The sequence below is a fragment of the Pelagibius sp. 7325 genome (assembly GCF_037652055.1).
Classification (GTDB): domain Bacteria; phylum Pseudomonadota; class Alphaproteobacteria; order Kiloniellales; family Kiloniellaceae; genus Pelagibius.
On the sequence record NZ_JBBKAH010000009.1, the window covers coordinates 187,055 to 199,777 of the forward strand.

The 12,723-nt window shown below is 66.5% G+C and carries 15 protein-coding genes; 8 read left to right on the plus strand and 7 right to left on the minus strand.

The annotated features are described in order from the left end of the window. Positions 1-109: 109 nt before the first annotated feature. Together WDC82_RS19280 and WDC82_RS19285 are read right to left on the minus strand one after the other, a co-directional pair. Positions 110-1,621 carry a DHA2 family efflux MFS transporter permease subunit gene (locus tag WDC82_RS19280; RefSeq protein WP_340119018.1) on the minus strand — a complete coding sequence of 504 codons (1,512 nt, stop codon included), beginning with the start codon at positions 1,619-1,621 and terminating at the stop codon, positions 110-112. Between the two features lie 87 nt (positions 1,622-1,708). After that, the gene (locus WDC82_RS19285) at positions 1,709-2,908 is read right to left on the minus strand and encodes an HlyD family secretion protein (RefSeq protein ID WP_340119019.1); all 1,200 of its coding nucleotides are present in this window, start codon (positions 2,906-2,908) and stop codon (positions 1,709-1,711) included. Positions 2,909-3,048: 140 nt separating this feature from the next. Between WDC82_RS19285 and WDC82_RS19290 the strand changes: the two genes are divergently transcribed. The 3 genes from WDC82_RS19290 to WDC82_RS19300 all read left to right on the plus strand — a co-directional run bounded on the left by WDC82_RS19290 (position 3,049) and on the right by WDC82_RS19300 (position 5,443). Then, complete coding sequence (locus WDC82_RS19290) at positions 3,049-3,705, plus strand: TetR/AcrR family transcriptional regulator (protein ID WP_340119021.1); 657 nt, start codon at positions 3,049-3,051, stop codon at positions 3,703-3,705. 99 nt (positions 3,706-3,804) lie between these two features. Continuing rightward, a complete protein-coding gene (panB, locus tag WDC82_RS19295; RefSeq protein WP_340119022.1) occupies positions 3,805-4,629 on the plus strand; it encodes a 3-methyl-2-oxobutanoate hydroxymethyltransferase in 825 nt (274 codons plus the stop codon). 181 nt (positions 4,630-4,810) lie between these two features. Next, the gene (locus WDC82_RS19300; protein WP_340119023.1) at positions 4,811-5,443 is read left to right on the plus strand and encodes a hypothetical protein; all 633 of its coding nucleotides are present in this window, start codon (positions 4,811-4,813) and stop codon (positions 5,441-5,443) included. 41 nt (positions 5,444-5,484) lie between these two features. Here WDC82_RS19300 and WDC82_RS19305 read toward each other — a convergent pair whose 3' ends face one another. From WDC82_RS19305 to WDC82_RS19315, 3 genes are all read right to left on the minus strand, one after another. Further along, a complete protein-coding gene (locus tag WDC82_RS19305; RefSeq protein ID WP_340119024.1) occupies positions 5,485-5,982 on the minus strand; it encodes a hypothetical protein in 498 nt (165 codons plus the stop codon). Between the two features lie 209 nt (positions 5,983-6,191). Beyond that, positions 6,192-6,911: a phosphoglycolate phosphatase gene (gene gph, locus WDC82_RS19310; RefSeq protein ID WP_340119025.1), complete on the minus strand. Its 720-nt coding sequence runs from the start codon at positions 6,909-6,911 to the stop codon at positions 6,192-6,194. A gap of 133 nt (positions 6,912-7,044) precedes the next feature. Further along, positions 7,045-7,620, minus strand: a complete 576-nt coding sequence (locus WDC82_RS19315) for a PAS domain-containing protein (RefSeq protein ID WP_340119026.1) — start codon at positions 7,618-7,620, stop codon at positions 7,045-7,047. 109 nt (positions 7,621-7,729) lie between these two features. Here WDC82_RS19315 and mazG point away from each other — a divergent pair, with 109 nt between their 5' ends. Together mazG and WDC82_RS19325 are read left to right on the plus strand one after the other, a co-directional pair. Then, the gene (gene mazG / locus WDC82_RS19320; RefSeq protein WP_340119027.1) at positions 7,730-8,581 is read left to right on the plus strand and encodes a nucleoside triphosphate pyrophosphohydrolase; all 852 of its coding nucleotides are present in this window, start codon (positions 7,730-7,732) and stop codon (positions 8,579-8,581) included. Continuing rightward, positions 8,574-9,422, plus strand: a complete 849-nt coding sequence (locus tag WDC82_RS19325) for a hypothetical protein (RefSeq protein ID WP_340119028.1) — start codon at positions 8,574-8,576, stop codon at positions 9,420-9,422. Before mazG ends, WDC82_RS19325 begins: the two co-directional genes overlap by 8 nt. Here WDC82_RS19325 and WDC82_RS19330 read toward each other — a convergent pair. Both WDC82_RS19330 and WDC82_RS19335 read right to left on the minus strand, forming a co-directional pair. Continuing rightward, on the minus strand, positions 9,419-9,910 hold the full coding sequence (locus WDC82_RS19330) for a DUF2938 family protein (protein WP_340119029.1): 492 nt from the start codon (positions 9,908-9,910) through the stop codon (positions 9,419-9,421). The two genes, WDC82_RS19325 and WDC82_RS19330, sit on opposite strands and share 4 nt — an antisense overlap. Positions 9,911-9,946: 36 nt before the next feature. Then, a complete protein-coding gene (locus WDC82_RS19335) occupies positions 9,947-10,828 on the minus strand; it encodes an NAD(P)-dependent oxidoreductase (protein ID WP_340119030.1) in 882 nt (293 codons plus the stop codon). Positions 10,829-11,134: 306 nt separating this feature from the next. Between WDC82_RS19335 and WDC82_RS19340 the strand changes: the two genes are divergently transcribed. The 3 genes from WDC82_RS19340 to WDC82_RS19350 all read left to right on the plus strand — a co-directional run bounded on the left by WDC82_RS19340 (position 11,135) and on the right by WDC82_RS19350 (position 12,719). Next, on the plus strand, positions 11,135-11,356 hold the full coding sequence (locus tag WDC82_RS19340; protein WP_340119031.1) for a hypothetical protein: 222 nt from the start codon (positions 11,135-11,137) through the stop codon (positions 11,354-11,356). 209 nt (positions 11,357-11,565) lie between these two features. Then, positions 11,566-11,949 (plus strand): SET domain-containing protein-lysine N-methyltransferase, encoded by a 384-nt coding sequence (locus WDC82_RS19345; RefSeq protein ID WP_340119032.1) that lies wholly within the window; start codon positions 11,566-11,568, stop codon positions 11,947-11,949. A 179-nt stretch (positions 11,950-12,128) separates the two neighbouring features. Continuing rightward, positions 12,129-12,719: a hypothetical protein gene (locus tag WDC82_RS19350; RefSeq protein WP_340119033.1), complete on the plus strand. Its 591-nt coding sequence runs from the start codon at positions 12,129-12,131 to the stop codon at positions 12,717-12,719. The last annotated feature ends 4 nt before the right edge of the window (positions 12,720-12,723 follow it).

Consider the following 12,723-nt stretch of genomic DNA (forward strand, 5'->3'; position numbering starts at 1 on the left):
TTCCCCGGCGTCCTGCACGCCGGGGAAGGCCTCCCGAAGGACGCCGCCAGAGGGCCGCGCACTGCGCGGCCCTTTGTCGATTCGGGGTTCGGGACTGAGGAAGCGCCGCTCAGTGGCCGGCGCCGCCCGTCACGGCACCGGGCCGCCGCATCAGCGGGGCGGCCAGGACCAGCACGACGAAGAGGGCCGTGAGCGCCAGGAAGACGTCGCTGAAGGCCATCACCTGGGCCTGGTCGCGCACGGTGGCGGCGAGTTCCTTGATCGCCGCCGTGTGCGCCAGGGGGCCGAGGCCGGCGAAGCTGTCCGTCAGCGACGAGAGTGCCTGCTCGGCTTCGTCGCGGCCCCAGGTGACGCTCTCGCGCAGGCGCAGCAGATGCAGGTCCATGCGGTCGTTCAGCAGGGTGTTGATGACGGCCAGGCCGACCGCGCCGCCCAGGTTGCGCGAGACATTGAACAGACCCGAGGCGTTCTTCACCTGGTCCAGGGGCAGGGTGCCCAGCGAGACGTTGGTGATCGGCACCATGCACAGCATCAGCGAGACGCCGCGCAGCACCTGCGGCAAGAACAGCTCCCAGAAGTCCCAGTCGACGGTGATCTTGGAGGCCTCCCACGTGCCGAGCCCGAAGCCGAGGAAGCCGACGGCGATCAGCAGGCGCGGATCGACGCTGCGGGCGAGGCGGCCGGCCACGGGCGCGGTGAGGAACATGCACACGCCGGTGACGAACATGGTCTCGCCGATCATCAGCGCGTTGTAGTCGCGCACCCGCGCCAGATAGACGGGATAGAGGTAGGTGAGGCCGTAGAGGCCGATGCCGAGGACGAAACTGAAGGCCGAGCCGACGGCGAAGTTGCGGTCGGTGTAGGCGCGCAGGCGCACCACCGGCTCGGCGGCGGTCAGCGCGCGCCAGAAGAAGCCGACCGCGGAGACCGCGGCGACGAAGGAGAAGACCACGATCCACTCGTCGTCGAACCAGTCGTTGGTCGGGCCTTCTTCCAGCACGAACTCCAGGCTTCCGAGGAAGCCGGCCATGAAGAAGAGGCCGGACCAGTCGAAGCGCTGCAGCAGCGACAACTCGGGCTCGTCGAAGTCGACCAGCAGCCAGGTCGCCACGGTGACGACGATGCCGGGCAGCAGGTTGCAGAGGAACAGCCAGTGCCAGGAGAACAGCTCGGTCAGATAGCCGCCGATGGTCGGCCCGATGGTCGGCGCGAGGGTCGCCACAAGGCCGATGACCGGCGCGACGATGTGCTGCTTGTCGCGCGGGAAGACGGTATAGGCGGCGGCGAAGACGGTGGGGATCATGCCGCCGCCGATGAAGCCCTGCAGCGCGCGGTAGACGATCATCTGCTCGATGGAGGTCGCCGTCGCGCAGAGCACGCTCATGACCGTGAAGCCGGCGGCCGAGGCGACGAAGAGCCAGCGGGTGGAAAACGCCCGCGAAAGGAATCCCGACAGCGGGATCATCACCACCTCGGCGATGAGGTAGGCGGTCTGCACCCAGGAGATCTCGTCGGCGCTGGCCGACAGCCCGGCCTGGATCTCCGACAGCGACGCCGAGACGATCTGGATGTCCAGGATCGCCATGAACATGCCGAAGACCATGCAGATGAAGGCCACCATCCGCCGCGGCTGAATGCCTGAAGCGGGAAGGGGGGCGGCAAGTGCTCCTGAGGGGGAGGCGGCTCCTGCGCTCACGGCGAAGTCGCCTTAGCGGCTGGCGGCCAGGCGCGCGGCTTCGGCGTCGGTCGCGAGCGGGGTGGACGTGGTCTCTGGCCTCGCTGCAGGCAGCTGAGCTGTGGCGACCGGTGTCGTGCGGGTGTCGACGGTGACGACCACCGACATGCCGGGCCGCAGGCCGTGCTCCTGGGTCACGTCGCGCGGCAAGCGGATGCGCACCGGCAGGCGCTGCACGATCTTGGTGAAGTTGCCGGTGGCGTTTTCCGGCGGCAGCAGGCTGAAGAGCGCGCCGGAGGCCGGCGAGATGCTCTCGACCCGGCCCTGGATACGGCGGCCGGGGAAGGCGTCGACCTCGACGTCCACGGTCTGCCCGGCATGGATCCCGGCCAGCTGGGTTTCCTTGAAGTTGGCGTCGATGTAGACGTCGTCCAGCGGCACGACGGCGGCGATGCGCGTGTCCGGCTGCACCAGCTGGCCGAGCTCGACCGACTTGTTGCCGATGATGCCGTCGATGGGCGCGCGCACCACGGTGAAGGAGAGGTCGCGCTCGGCCTGGGCGAGATCGGTCTTCAGACCCTCCAGGCTGCGCTCGGCCTCGACGCGCTGGGCCTCCAGCACGGCGACGTTGGCCTTGGCGGCGGCAAGCGCGGCCTTGGCCGCGCTCACGTCGGCCGCGGCCTTGTCGTGCTGGGTGCGGGCGTTGTCGAGGGCCTGGCGGCTGGCGAAGTTGCTCTTCTCCAGTGTGGTCTGGCGGGCAAGGTCCAGCGCGGTGCGCTCGAGATCCGCCTCCGCGCTGGAGATCTGCGCCTTGGCCTCGTTGACATCCGCCCTGGAGGCGTCCGTCTGCCGGCCGATGCGGTCGATGGTGGCCTCCTGGGCGGCGATCTTGTCGCGGACGGCCTGGACGGCGAGGCGGTAGTCGCCGTCGTCGATGCGGGCGATCACGTCGCCGGCCTTTACCGCCTGATTCTCCTCGACCTCGACGGCGACCACGTGGCCGGAAACCTTGGCGGCCAGGATCGAAATGTCGGCGCCGAGGTAGGCGTCGTCGGTGGAGACCTCGAAGCGGCCCTCGGTCCACCAGTGGAAGCCCTCGTAGCCGCCGGCGCCCAGCGCAACCACGGCCAGGGCGAGCAGAATGAAGCGCTTGCGGACCGGTCTCTGGCCCGGATCCTTGCGGGCCGGCGCCGGGTTGGCTGCCTGGTCCGCGCTGTCTGTGTCTAAGCCCATGATTCTACCTGAGAATGACTGAACGGTTCGGTCAGTAGTCGCGGACTTTAGCATTGACCGAACCGTTCGGTCAATGGCATATTGGGTCCCTGGCCGGGAGCCGCAAGCCCGGCACGGCCTGTCAGAGAAGAGAGATCCTAATGTCCGACCAAGTGCGTGAATTGCACAAAGCCGCCGCGGCGGGGGCCGACGGCCCCAAGAAGCGGGAGATCCTGGAGGGCGCCCGGCAGGTATTCCGGGCCGAGGGTTTCGACGGCGCCAGCATGGACAAGATCGCCCGCGCCGCCGGCGTCTCCAAGGGCACGCTCTACGTCTACTTCCGCAACAAGGAAGAGCTGTTCACGGAGATGGTCTCGGTCGACCGCCGCGAGGCGGCCGAGCAGCTGTGCAACTTCGACGACGATAGCGGCGACGTCACGGCGATGCTGCAGCAGGTCGGCGAGAACTTCATCGCGATGATGATCCGCCCGGAGCACATCGCGCTGATCCGCATGGTGATGGGCGCGGCGGAGAAGTTTCCGGAAGCGGGACAGCTGTTCTTCGAGATGGGGCCGCGCTGCGGCATCGGCCGCCTCTCGGCCTACCTGGAAAAGCAGGTGGCGGCGGGCCGGCTGGCGATCGACGAGGACATCGAACTGGCCGCGGCGCACTTCCTGAATCTGTGTCAGGGCAACCTGGTGAAACCGCTGCTGTTCAACGCCGGCGGAGCGCCGGACCGGCAGCAGATCGAGCGCACCATCGCCAGCGCCGTGCGCATGTTCCTGAAGTCCTACGGGACCGCTGCCCGGCAGGCATAGTTCGGCGTGGGATCGGCATAGGGCTGGCGCGGCGGGCTGCCGCCCTATAAAACCTCCGCCAAAGCAAAAAAAATCGCGCGGTGGAGGAGACTTACGGTCATGAGCGTATCCGGCACAGCAAGGCCCGTGGGGCTGCCCGAGATCGCCCAAGCCAAGGGGGCCAAGGGCGCCACGCCGATCGTGTGCCTCACGGCCTATACCACGCCGGTCGCCCGGCTGGTGGACCGCCACTGCGACATCGTGCTGGTCGGCGACAGCCTGGGCATGGTGCTGCACGGCCTGGACTCCACCCTGGGCGTCACCCTGGAGATGATGATCCTGCACGGCAAGGCCGTGCGCCGCGGCACCGAACGGGCCCTCATGGTGGTCGACATGCCCTTCGGCAGCTACGAGGAGAGCCCGAAGCAGGCGTTCCGCAACGCCGCGCGGGTGATGGCCGAGACCGGCTGCGCGGCGGTGAAGCTGGAGGGCGGCACCACCATGGCCGAGACCATCGGCTTTCTGACCCGGCGCGGCATCCCGGTGATGGCCCACGTCGGCCTGACGCCCCAGGCGGTGAACGCGCTGGGCGGCTACAAGGTGCAGGGCCGCGGGCCCGACGCCGAGCGCATCCTGAACGACGCCCGGGACGTCGCCGAGGCCGGCGCGTTCTCCGTGGTGCTGGAAAAGGTGACCGAGCCGCTGGCGCGGCGCATCACACAGGAGATCGCAATCCCGACCATCGGCATCGGCGCCTCGGCGGGCTGCGACGGCCAGGTGCTGGTGATCGACGACATGCTGGGCATGTTCACCGACTTTCAGCCGAAGTTCGTGAAGCGCTACGCCGAACTCGGCCGCGACGCCGAAGCCGCCATCGCGGCCTTCGCCGACGATGTGCGCAGCAGGCGCTTTCCGGGACCGGAGCACGTGTTCGGGGACAAGTGAGCGCCGAGCATTCCCACTGATACCAATATTTTCCATAATATAAATTATGCGCGAAACAGATATCTTGAAAAGGCGGGAATCTCGCGCCTTGTTGGCCGCTTCGCGTTGCGCCCTTCTCACGCCTTCAGCTAGTCTTGCGGCAAGGAATAAGCCTCGAGGTTGTGCACGCAGGGAGCGTCGGATGCGCGTATTTTCTTTGATCCTTTCATTGCTCGCGTTTCTCGCCGGCGGCGGTGCCGCCCAGGCTGGTATGCTGGCGGCGCCGGGCCCCAATCCGAACTGGACCGAGATGCAGCAGTTCGAATGGTATCTCGGCTACATGTCACTCGCCGCGCGGACCTGCGGCAGCTACCAGGAAGCCGACGTACTGCATCGCCTTGCCCGCATGACGCCCTATGGCGACATCGGCCTCGGCTCGGTGACCGCCGACGGCTTCTCCGGCCCCGTCTGCGGGCGCCTCAACAACAAGGCCAAGGAGTTGGCGGCCGACGCCGACGAGATCGAAGCTTACATCGAGGCGACTTACAGCTGCGCCGACGAAGCATGCTACGGGCAGAAGTTCGTCTCATGGAAATCTCACGTCTGCGCCGACGACCTGATGATGCATCTCGCCAAGCGCGATGTGACGGAGCACGACCTGCGCGAGGTGACCTTCATTACGGACCGCCTGATGACCGCTGTGTTGAAATATCAGGCCCGGGTGCGGCTGAAGCGCTGCGAAGGCTCGCTCAATGTCCACATGAACGATAACTGCCGCATCGACAAAGACTACACCCTCGGTGACTGCGAGGTCGCTGGGGTGGCGGGCTATTGAGCGCCCTTCCCTGGGTTGTGGCCGCCTGATTTCTCTTTATTTTAGGGCGATTCCTGGAGTTTCTTCACTTCGAAATCGAAGTGCCGCACCAGCGCATCCTCGATATAGACGTCGATGCTGTGGGCGCCGTCCGGATCGCCCTCGACGATGCACCAGCTGCTCTCCAGCCAGCCGTCCTGCGGGGCCTTGTATTCCTCGGTGATGGCGGTGGTGCGGTCGGCCGAGAAGGTGTGGGTGCTGTAGGCGTCGTCCTCGCCGCTCCAGAACGCCGGCGCCTCGGGCAGCTGCAGCACCTCGCGCACCCGCACGACGGCCGGCGGCTCGGCCAGGCGCAGGCGCCAGCCGAAGCACGCCCGGTTGGGCAGATAGGGCACGATATCGCCGACGGCGCTGCGCTGGTTGCCTTCGCCGTCGCTGATCGAGACCACGAACTCGGCGACTTCGACGCTGTATGGCGCCGCGGCGGCCGGTCCGCTGGACAGCGGCGCCAGGGCCAGCCATGCAACCGTCGCCGCGCCGAGGCGCGCTCGGGCCGCCATTCGGGCGCCCCCGTTCTTCTGCCGCAGGGTCATCGCGTCGACCTCTCCCGATGTCACCGGCCTACTATAGCGGTCCGCGGTCGCAGCGTCCCGGCCTGAAACCGGCGCACGGTGCCCGCGCCATCTGGTGACTCCTGGACCTAAGAGTGTCCGATAAGTCCCTGGAAAAATTCAGATCGAGGCGCTGATTTGCCGGCGAGCGACGGGGATCAGGAAGCCAGCGCGGCGACGATGCCCGGCAGGTCGGCGAAATCGCCGAGAGCCGCGTGGTGGGCGATCTCCGCCACCGGCGTCTTGCGGTAGCCCTCGGTGAAGAGCACGAAGCGCACCTCGGCGGCGGCGGCTGTGGCCGCGTCCACCTCGCTGTCGCCGACGTAGGTGACGGCGGCGAGCTCGACGCCCAGCAGAGCGGCCGTGTGGCGCAGGGGCGCCGGGTCGGGCTTGCGCAGCGGCAGGCTGTCCCCGCCGGTCAGCGCCGCGAAGAAACCGGCGATGCCGAGGTCCTTCAGCATCCGACGGGCCGGCTCCTCGGGCTTGTTGGTGCAGACACCAAGGGAAAAGCCAGCCTCGCAGAGCGTCGCAAGGGCGGTCGCGACGCCGGGGTAGAGCCGTGACAGCGCGGCAGGTGCGGCGCCGTAGATCGCGTTGAAGCGCGGCAGCGCCGCCTGCACGCTCGCCGGGTCGGCCGCCTCGCCGACCGCCCGCAGCACCCGCTCCAGCAGCACCGGCACGCCGTTGCCGACGAAACCGGTGACCGTGGCGAGGTCGAGGGGCGGATGGCCGCGCTCGGCCAGGAAGGCGGCGACGGCGGCGTGAATGTCGGGAACGCTGTCGACCAGAGTGCCGTCGAGATCGAAGACGATCGCGCGCGGGCCCTGCCCCGCAGGCCGACCGTTGGCCCCGGCAAGGGCATCAGGAACAAAGGACATCGCTAATCACTGTGGCCAAGGAAACTCTGAACGGCGCGGCGCAACAGGCTGGCTATCGCAACCCGCCCCGTCCCATAGCCGAGAACGCGGCCGAGAGCAAATCCCGCCACGGGGCCGGCCGGCTGAAGCGACGCTAGAACGCCTTGCGGGGCAGCACGTCGTTGGCGATATGGATGACCTGCCTGTCCTTCACGGCACTCCCGCGGGGCGCGCCGCCGAAATCCGGCCGGTTGTCGTCCTCGATGCGCGACAGGCAGCCGAGGATCAGGCGGCGGTCGCCGTTGCTCTTGCACAGCGGCAGGCGGACGATCTCGACGCGCAGGTAGCTGCGGTCGCTGTAGGTCAGGCCCTCGATCGAGCGGATGCCGACGCCCTCGCCCAACACCTGGTCGAACATGGCCGAGACAGTCACCAGGTCCTCGCCGTGCAGCAGCTCGTCGAGGAAGTGGTTGGTGTTCTCGGACCCCATGATCTCGCGGATGCCGGTGCCCGACAGCCTGAAGAAGAAGCGGCCGGTGTCCTTGATCTTCTCGACGATGAAGATGTGCGGCAGCAGCGGCAGGAGGCGTGCCGGATCGATGTCGTCCCGTAGGGGTATGCCGCCGCGCTGCTGCGCCAGGCGCCACCAGTAGGCGCAGAAATCGCGCGAGATGGGGCTGAAGAAGATAGTTTCGGGGTCTTCCTGCGCCAGCGGCTGTGCTCTCAACATCTTGCCAGCTTTATACAACAAATGTTTGTGGTTTGTTAACGAGAAACGCGGCGGTCGGGCTGCCGGACGCGGCGTTGATTTCGGCGCGCCATTGATTAGTGTGGCGCTCATGACAGACAGCAGCCCGCCCGCACCCGACACTTCCCCCCGCTCCCGCAACATCGACCGCCTGCTCGCCGTCATGGCGCGGCTGCGCGATCCGGCCGGCGGCTGTCCCTGGGACTTGGAGCAGAGCTTCGCCACCATCGCCCCCTACACCATCGAGGAAGCCTACGAGGTCGCCGACGCGATCGAGCAGAACGACATGGCGGCCCTGAAGGACGAACTGGGCGACCTGCTGCTGCAGGTGGTCTTCCACGCGCGCATGGCTGAGGAAGCCGGCCACTTCGCCTTCGACGACGTGGCCGCGGCGATCGGCGACAAGATGGTGAGCCGCCACCCCCATGTCTTCGCCGACCAGCATGCCGCGACGCCGGACGACGTGAAGGTGACCTGGGAATCCCGCAAGGAGGCCGAGCGCGCCGCCAAGGCCCGGCGAAACGGCGGCGGCGAAGCCCTCAGCGCCCTCGACGGGGTGACCGCCGCCCTGCCCGCCCTGCTGCGCGCCGAGAAGCTGCAGAAGCGCGCCGCGCGGGTCGGCTTCGACTGGCCCGAGGTCGAGCAGGTCTTCGCCAAGCTGGACGAAGAGCTCGGCGAGATCCGCGCGGAGATCGTCGCCGACGGCGGCCACGACCGCCTGGAGGACGAGGTCGGCGACCTGCTGTTCGTGGTCGCCAACCTGGCGCGCCACCTGAAGGTCGACCCGGAGACCGCGCTGCGCCGCGCCAACGCCAAGTTCGAGCGCCGCTTCCGCGCGATGGAAGCCGCTCTCGCCGCGGTGGGGGAACAGGCCGGGGACCAGAGCCTCGAAGACCTGGAAGAACTCTGGCAGGCCGCCAAGAGGGCGGAGCGCAGTGGCTGAAGTAACTTCGCGTCCGGTTTTTTGGCTGATTGCCCTGGTGGTGGCGTTGGGGATGGTGGCCTCGATGGGGGGTGCTGTGCAGGCTGACGACTATGAGCTCAGAAACCTTGATAGCGCCCGCTCCTACCCACCTGAGGAATACCGGCAGTATACGGAAGTGGCGGCAACCCAGGCAGCGCTGAAAGGAGCGCTCAGGCGGTTGCGGGCCCAGGGCGCTGCCGAGGGAGACCTGAAGGTTGTGCTGCACTTGGCGCATTGGGTGGTGCCGAATGGAAAGGCAAGACAGGTATGGCCGACTGCTGACGTTGACGCGATGCTGGTGTCTCCGTGGATCGCCCTGATGTCGGAAACGCATGCTGACTCCGTTCGGCTCAGCGAAATCCACGTGCTTGCCTTCCAACCGCGGCTGATGGCGGACCTCTACGCCTGGCAGCACCCGGATCACTTCCGGACCATAGGAACGGCGCTATCGTCGATAGAAGCCAGATGCTTCCGGGATGCCGTCAATCGCTACATCGATCTTGCCTCGACGCTGGGAAGCATTTTTCGATACGCGGGATTCTACGACGACCTGATCTGCCTGCCGCAGCCGCAGCGTGACCCGCTCGTCCACTTCTTCGAACTTTCGCCCAATGCGTATCGAGCCCCCTTCGACCAATCGATTTACGACACTTTCAAGAAATGCTGGGCAGCCAATCAGGACTTCTACAGCCGCCTCTATGAAGCGATAATCCTGCGCGCCCTCAAGCTACGCGCGGCTGCGGAGAGCCCTGGCGAGGATTGGTGGCGCCCCGCGGCGGACGGGCTAAAAATGGCGCCCTGCAGTACGACGGCGCTTTAGGCGGCAGGGGCCAGCCACACCCCCGCATAGAGTGCCACGCCATACACGATGTGGTTGGCCAGGGCGTTGAACATGGGCACCCACGGTTTGGGCGTCCGCCATCCCATGACCCCGAGACCGAGGCCCGGCTGCAGGATGAACCAGGGAATCATCACCGAGCAGAGACCGAAGACGAAGCCGTTCAGCAGGCTGGGCTGGCGGTCGAGGCCGTAGACCATAAGCCCGACATAGGCGAAGCCATAGGCCAGGCCGATGAGGTAGTGCAGCGTCCAGCCGAGCGCCAGTTCGCCCTCGATGGGCGGCGTGTCTGCGATCGGCCGGTGCACCAGCCTTCCCCGCGGAATGTAGGCGAACCAGCGGCCGACGAAGGCCCAGTTGGCCGGCGGGATGCCTGCCACGGCATGAACGAGGCGCTGCCAGAGATCGAGCATGACCGTGGCAAAGAGGCCCGACACGCAGGCCACGATGACGAAAGTCTGGAGGGGCATCAGCGCCCTTCCCCTTCAGGCGCGCCTTCCCTTCAGTCAGTCCTTGGCCAGCAGCTGCATCAGGCTGGAGGTGTCCCAGCGGTTGCCGCCGCGCGCCTGAACCTGGGCGTAGAACTGGTCGACCAGGGCGGTCACCGGCAGGCGCGCGCCGTTGTTCTTGGCCTCGGCGAGGCAGATGCCGAGATCCTTGCGCATCCAGTCGACGGCGAAGCCGAACTCGAACTCCCCTTTGCACATGGTGCCGCCGCGGTTGTCCATCTGCCAGGACTGGGCGGCGCCCTTACCGATGACGCCGACCACCTTCTCCATGTCGAGACCGGCCTTGAGGCCGAAGTTCATGCCCTCGGCGAGGCCCTGCAGCAGCCCGGCGATGCAGATCTGGTTGACCATCTTGGTGAGCTGGCCGGCGCCGGAGGGGCCCATCAGGGTGACGGCGCGCGCGAAGCTGTCGATGACCGGCTGCGCCCTTTCGAAAGCGGCAGCGTCGCCGCCGCACATGACCGTCAGCGCGCCGTTCTCGGCGCCGGCCTGGCCGCCGGAGACCGGCGCGTCGATGAAGGCGATGCCCTTCTCTTTGCCGATCGCCGCCAGCTCGCGGGCCACTTCGGCTGAGGCCGTGGTGTTGTCGATCAGGATGCTGTCACGCCCCATGCCGGCGAAGGCGCCGTCGTCGCCCAGGATGACCGAGCGCAGGTCGTCGTCGTTGCCGACGCAGCAGAACACCATTTCGGCGCCGGTGGCGGCCTCGCGCGGTGTCGCCGCTGCCGCGCCGCCATGCCCCTTGCCATGTTGGGCCACCCAGGCGTCGGCCTTGGCGGCGGAACGGTTGTAGACGGTCACGTCGTGGCCGGCGGCGGCCAAGTGTCCGGCCATGGGAAAGCCCATGACGCCAAGCCCGAGGAAGGCAACCTTCGTCATCTCGCTAAATCTCGCCTGTTCAATGGATATCGCAGAGGGGCGCAGCCTACTTGAGGCCGCCGAAGGCCCGCAAGCGGTACGGTCCCCGAACCACGCAGCCGGACCCTGTCGAGTAGCCGCCGCGCGGCGGCAGCGGCAGCGTGCGAACAATTGGTATTACCAGTTATGCAGCCATGGTATACCAGGCTTGCAAAAATCATATTGCATTGCAGCATTTTTGGCTTGCCGTGGTATACCACGGATTATATATATCTTTCAGACGGTTCATTTGACGTTCAGCGATTATTCGAGGTTGAAAGGTCTCCCATGTTTGCATCTGCAACAAAGAATTCCGGCTTCCACGCTCTCGATGAGCTGGGCCATGCCCTTGCCCGCATCGGAGCCGCCTTCGTCGGCGCGCAGGAAGCGACGCGGGTCTACAGCACGCTGTCGCGGCTGTCGTCCGGCCAGCTCGCCGCCCGCGGCCTGACCCGCGAGGACATCAACCGCATGACCCTGCAGGTCCTGAACGACGCCACCGACCGCTAGAGCGGCGCGCGACGCGCGGCGCCGATCTTGGGCCCTGGGCCCTGAGCCCGGTCTTTCCGTCAGGTTTTACACGACTGCTGATGCGCAACGGCGCCGGGCTTGCCCGGCGCTTTGCATTTGGGCAATTTTGCATTTCGGGCTGCCTATGCAACCATGCCGGCGCAAGCGGGGGCCTCGGAAACAGGGGTCCGGAGAGAGGGGGCAGCGGCATGGTCAGGTTGGCACTAGTGCCGGGAAAAGGGCGCGGATTGCTGGCCTGCGAGGCCATTGCCGCCGGCAGCCGCATCGAGCGGGCCCCGGCCGTGCGTCTGGCGCCGGCGGACCGCGCCGTGATCGACCGCACCGCCCTCTTCGCCTACACCTTCGTCGAACCGGATCGCTTCGGCAGCGACGACCACGGGTGCCTGTTGGCCTTCGGCCAGCTCACCTTCTGCAACCATTCAGAGCATCCCAACGCCGTTATACGCTGGTGCGAGGACGACATCGGTCCCTGGGCGGAGCTGGAGGCGCTGCAACCAATTGCCGCGGGCGAGGAAATCACTTTGTTCTACACAAACATTTCCGAATATTCGGCCGGCGATCTTTTCATCTGATCCTGCTGACTTGAAAGTAATTGCGAATCGATTGCGCGCATTTTGGCAATCGCGCATCACCTGACGGTTGTTACAGCTCTTTTCCTTTCTGGAAAGGAAACTTAAAGGACCAAATGCTTGAATAGTGGCCAGTTCAGGTAAGCTGCCCCGGTATTGGGCCGGGGCTGGGGAATCAACTCATGGTATCATCGTCCTCTCAGGCCCTGGCCGGGACCGAGCGCAAGGCCGAGCAGGCCGGCGGTTCGGAAGCCGGCGCTGTGCCCGGCACGGCGCGCAAGGCCGGCGCCAGAGGGGCGGGTTTCACCGGCACCTATCGCCTGCTGGTGAAGGGCAAGAACATCAACCAGAACACCCTGCTGGCGACCGACTACCTGAACCACTTCAACGAGATCATCATGCTGCTCGAAATGGTGCCCTCGATGCCCGAGTGCTACGAGGATGCCGCCGAGTGGAAGCCCAAAACCTACGCCGACCACTTCCGCGACAGCTGCTTCTCCGACGCCGAGTTGGCCATCCTCGCCTACGAGAATGCGCCGGAGAACTATCGCCAGGCGTTCGATGCCACCATCGAGCAGATGGACCGCCTGGTGCTGGACGCGATGCCCCGGATCAAGACCCTGATCGAGGCCGGCGACGAGGGGCCGCTGCAGGTCGGCATCGAGAGCGTCACCCGCAAGCTGGAAAGCTTCGTCGATGTCGCCTCGTCGATCATCAACGGCAACATGGATACCCTGGACCAGGGGCAGATCGACCAGGTTATGAACGGCTGATTGC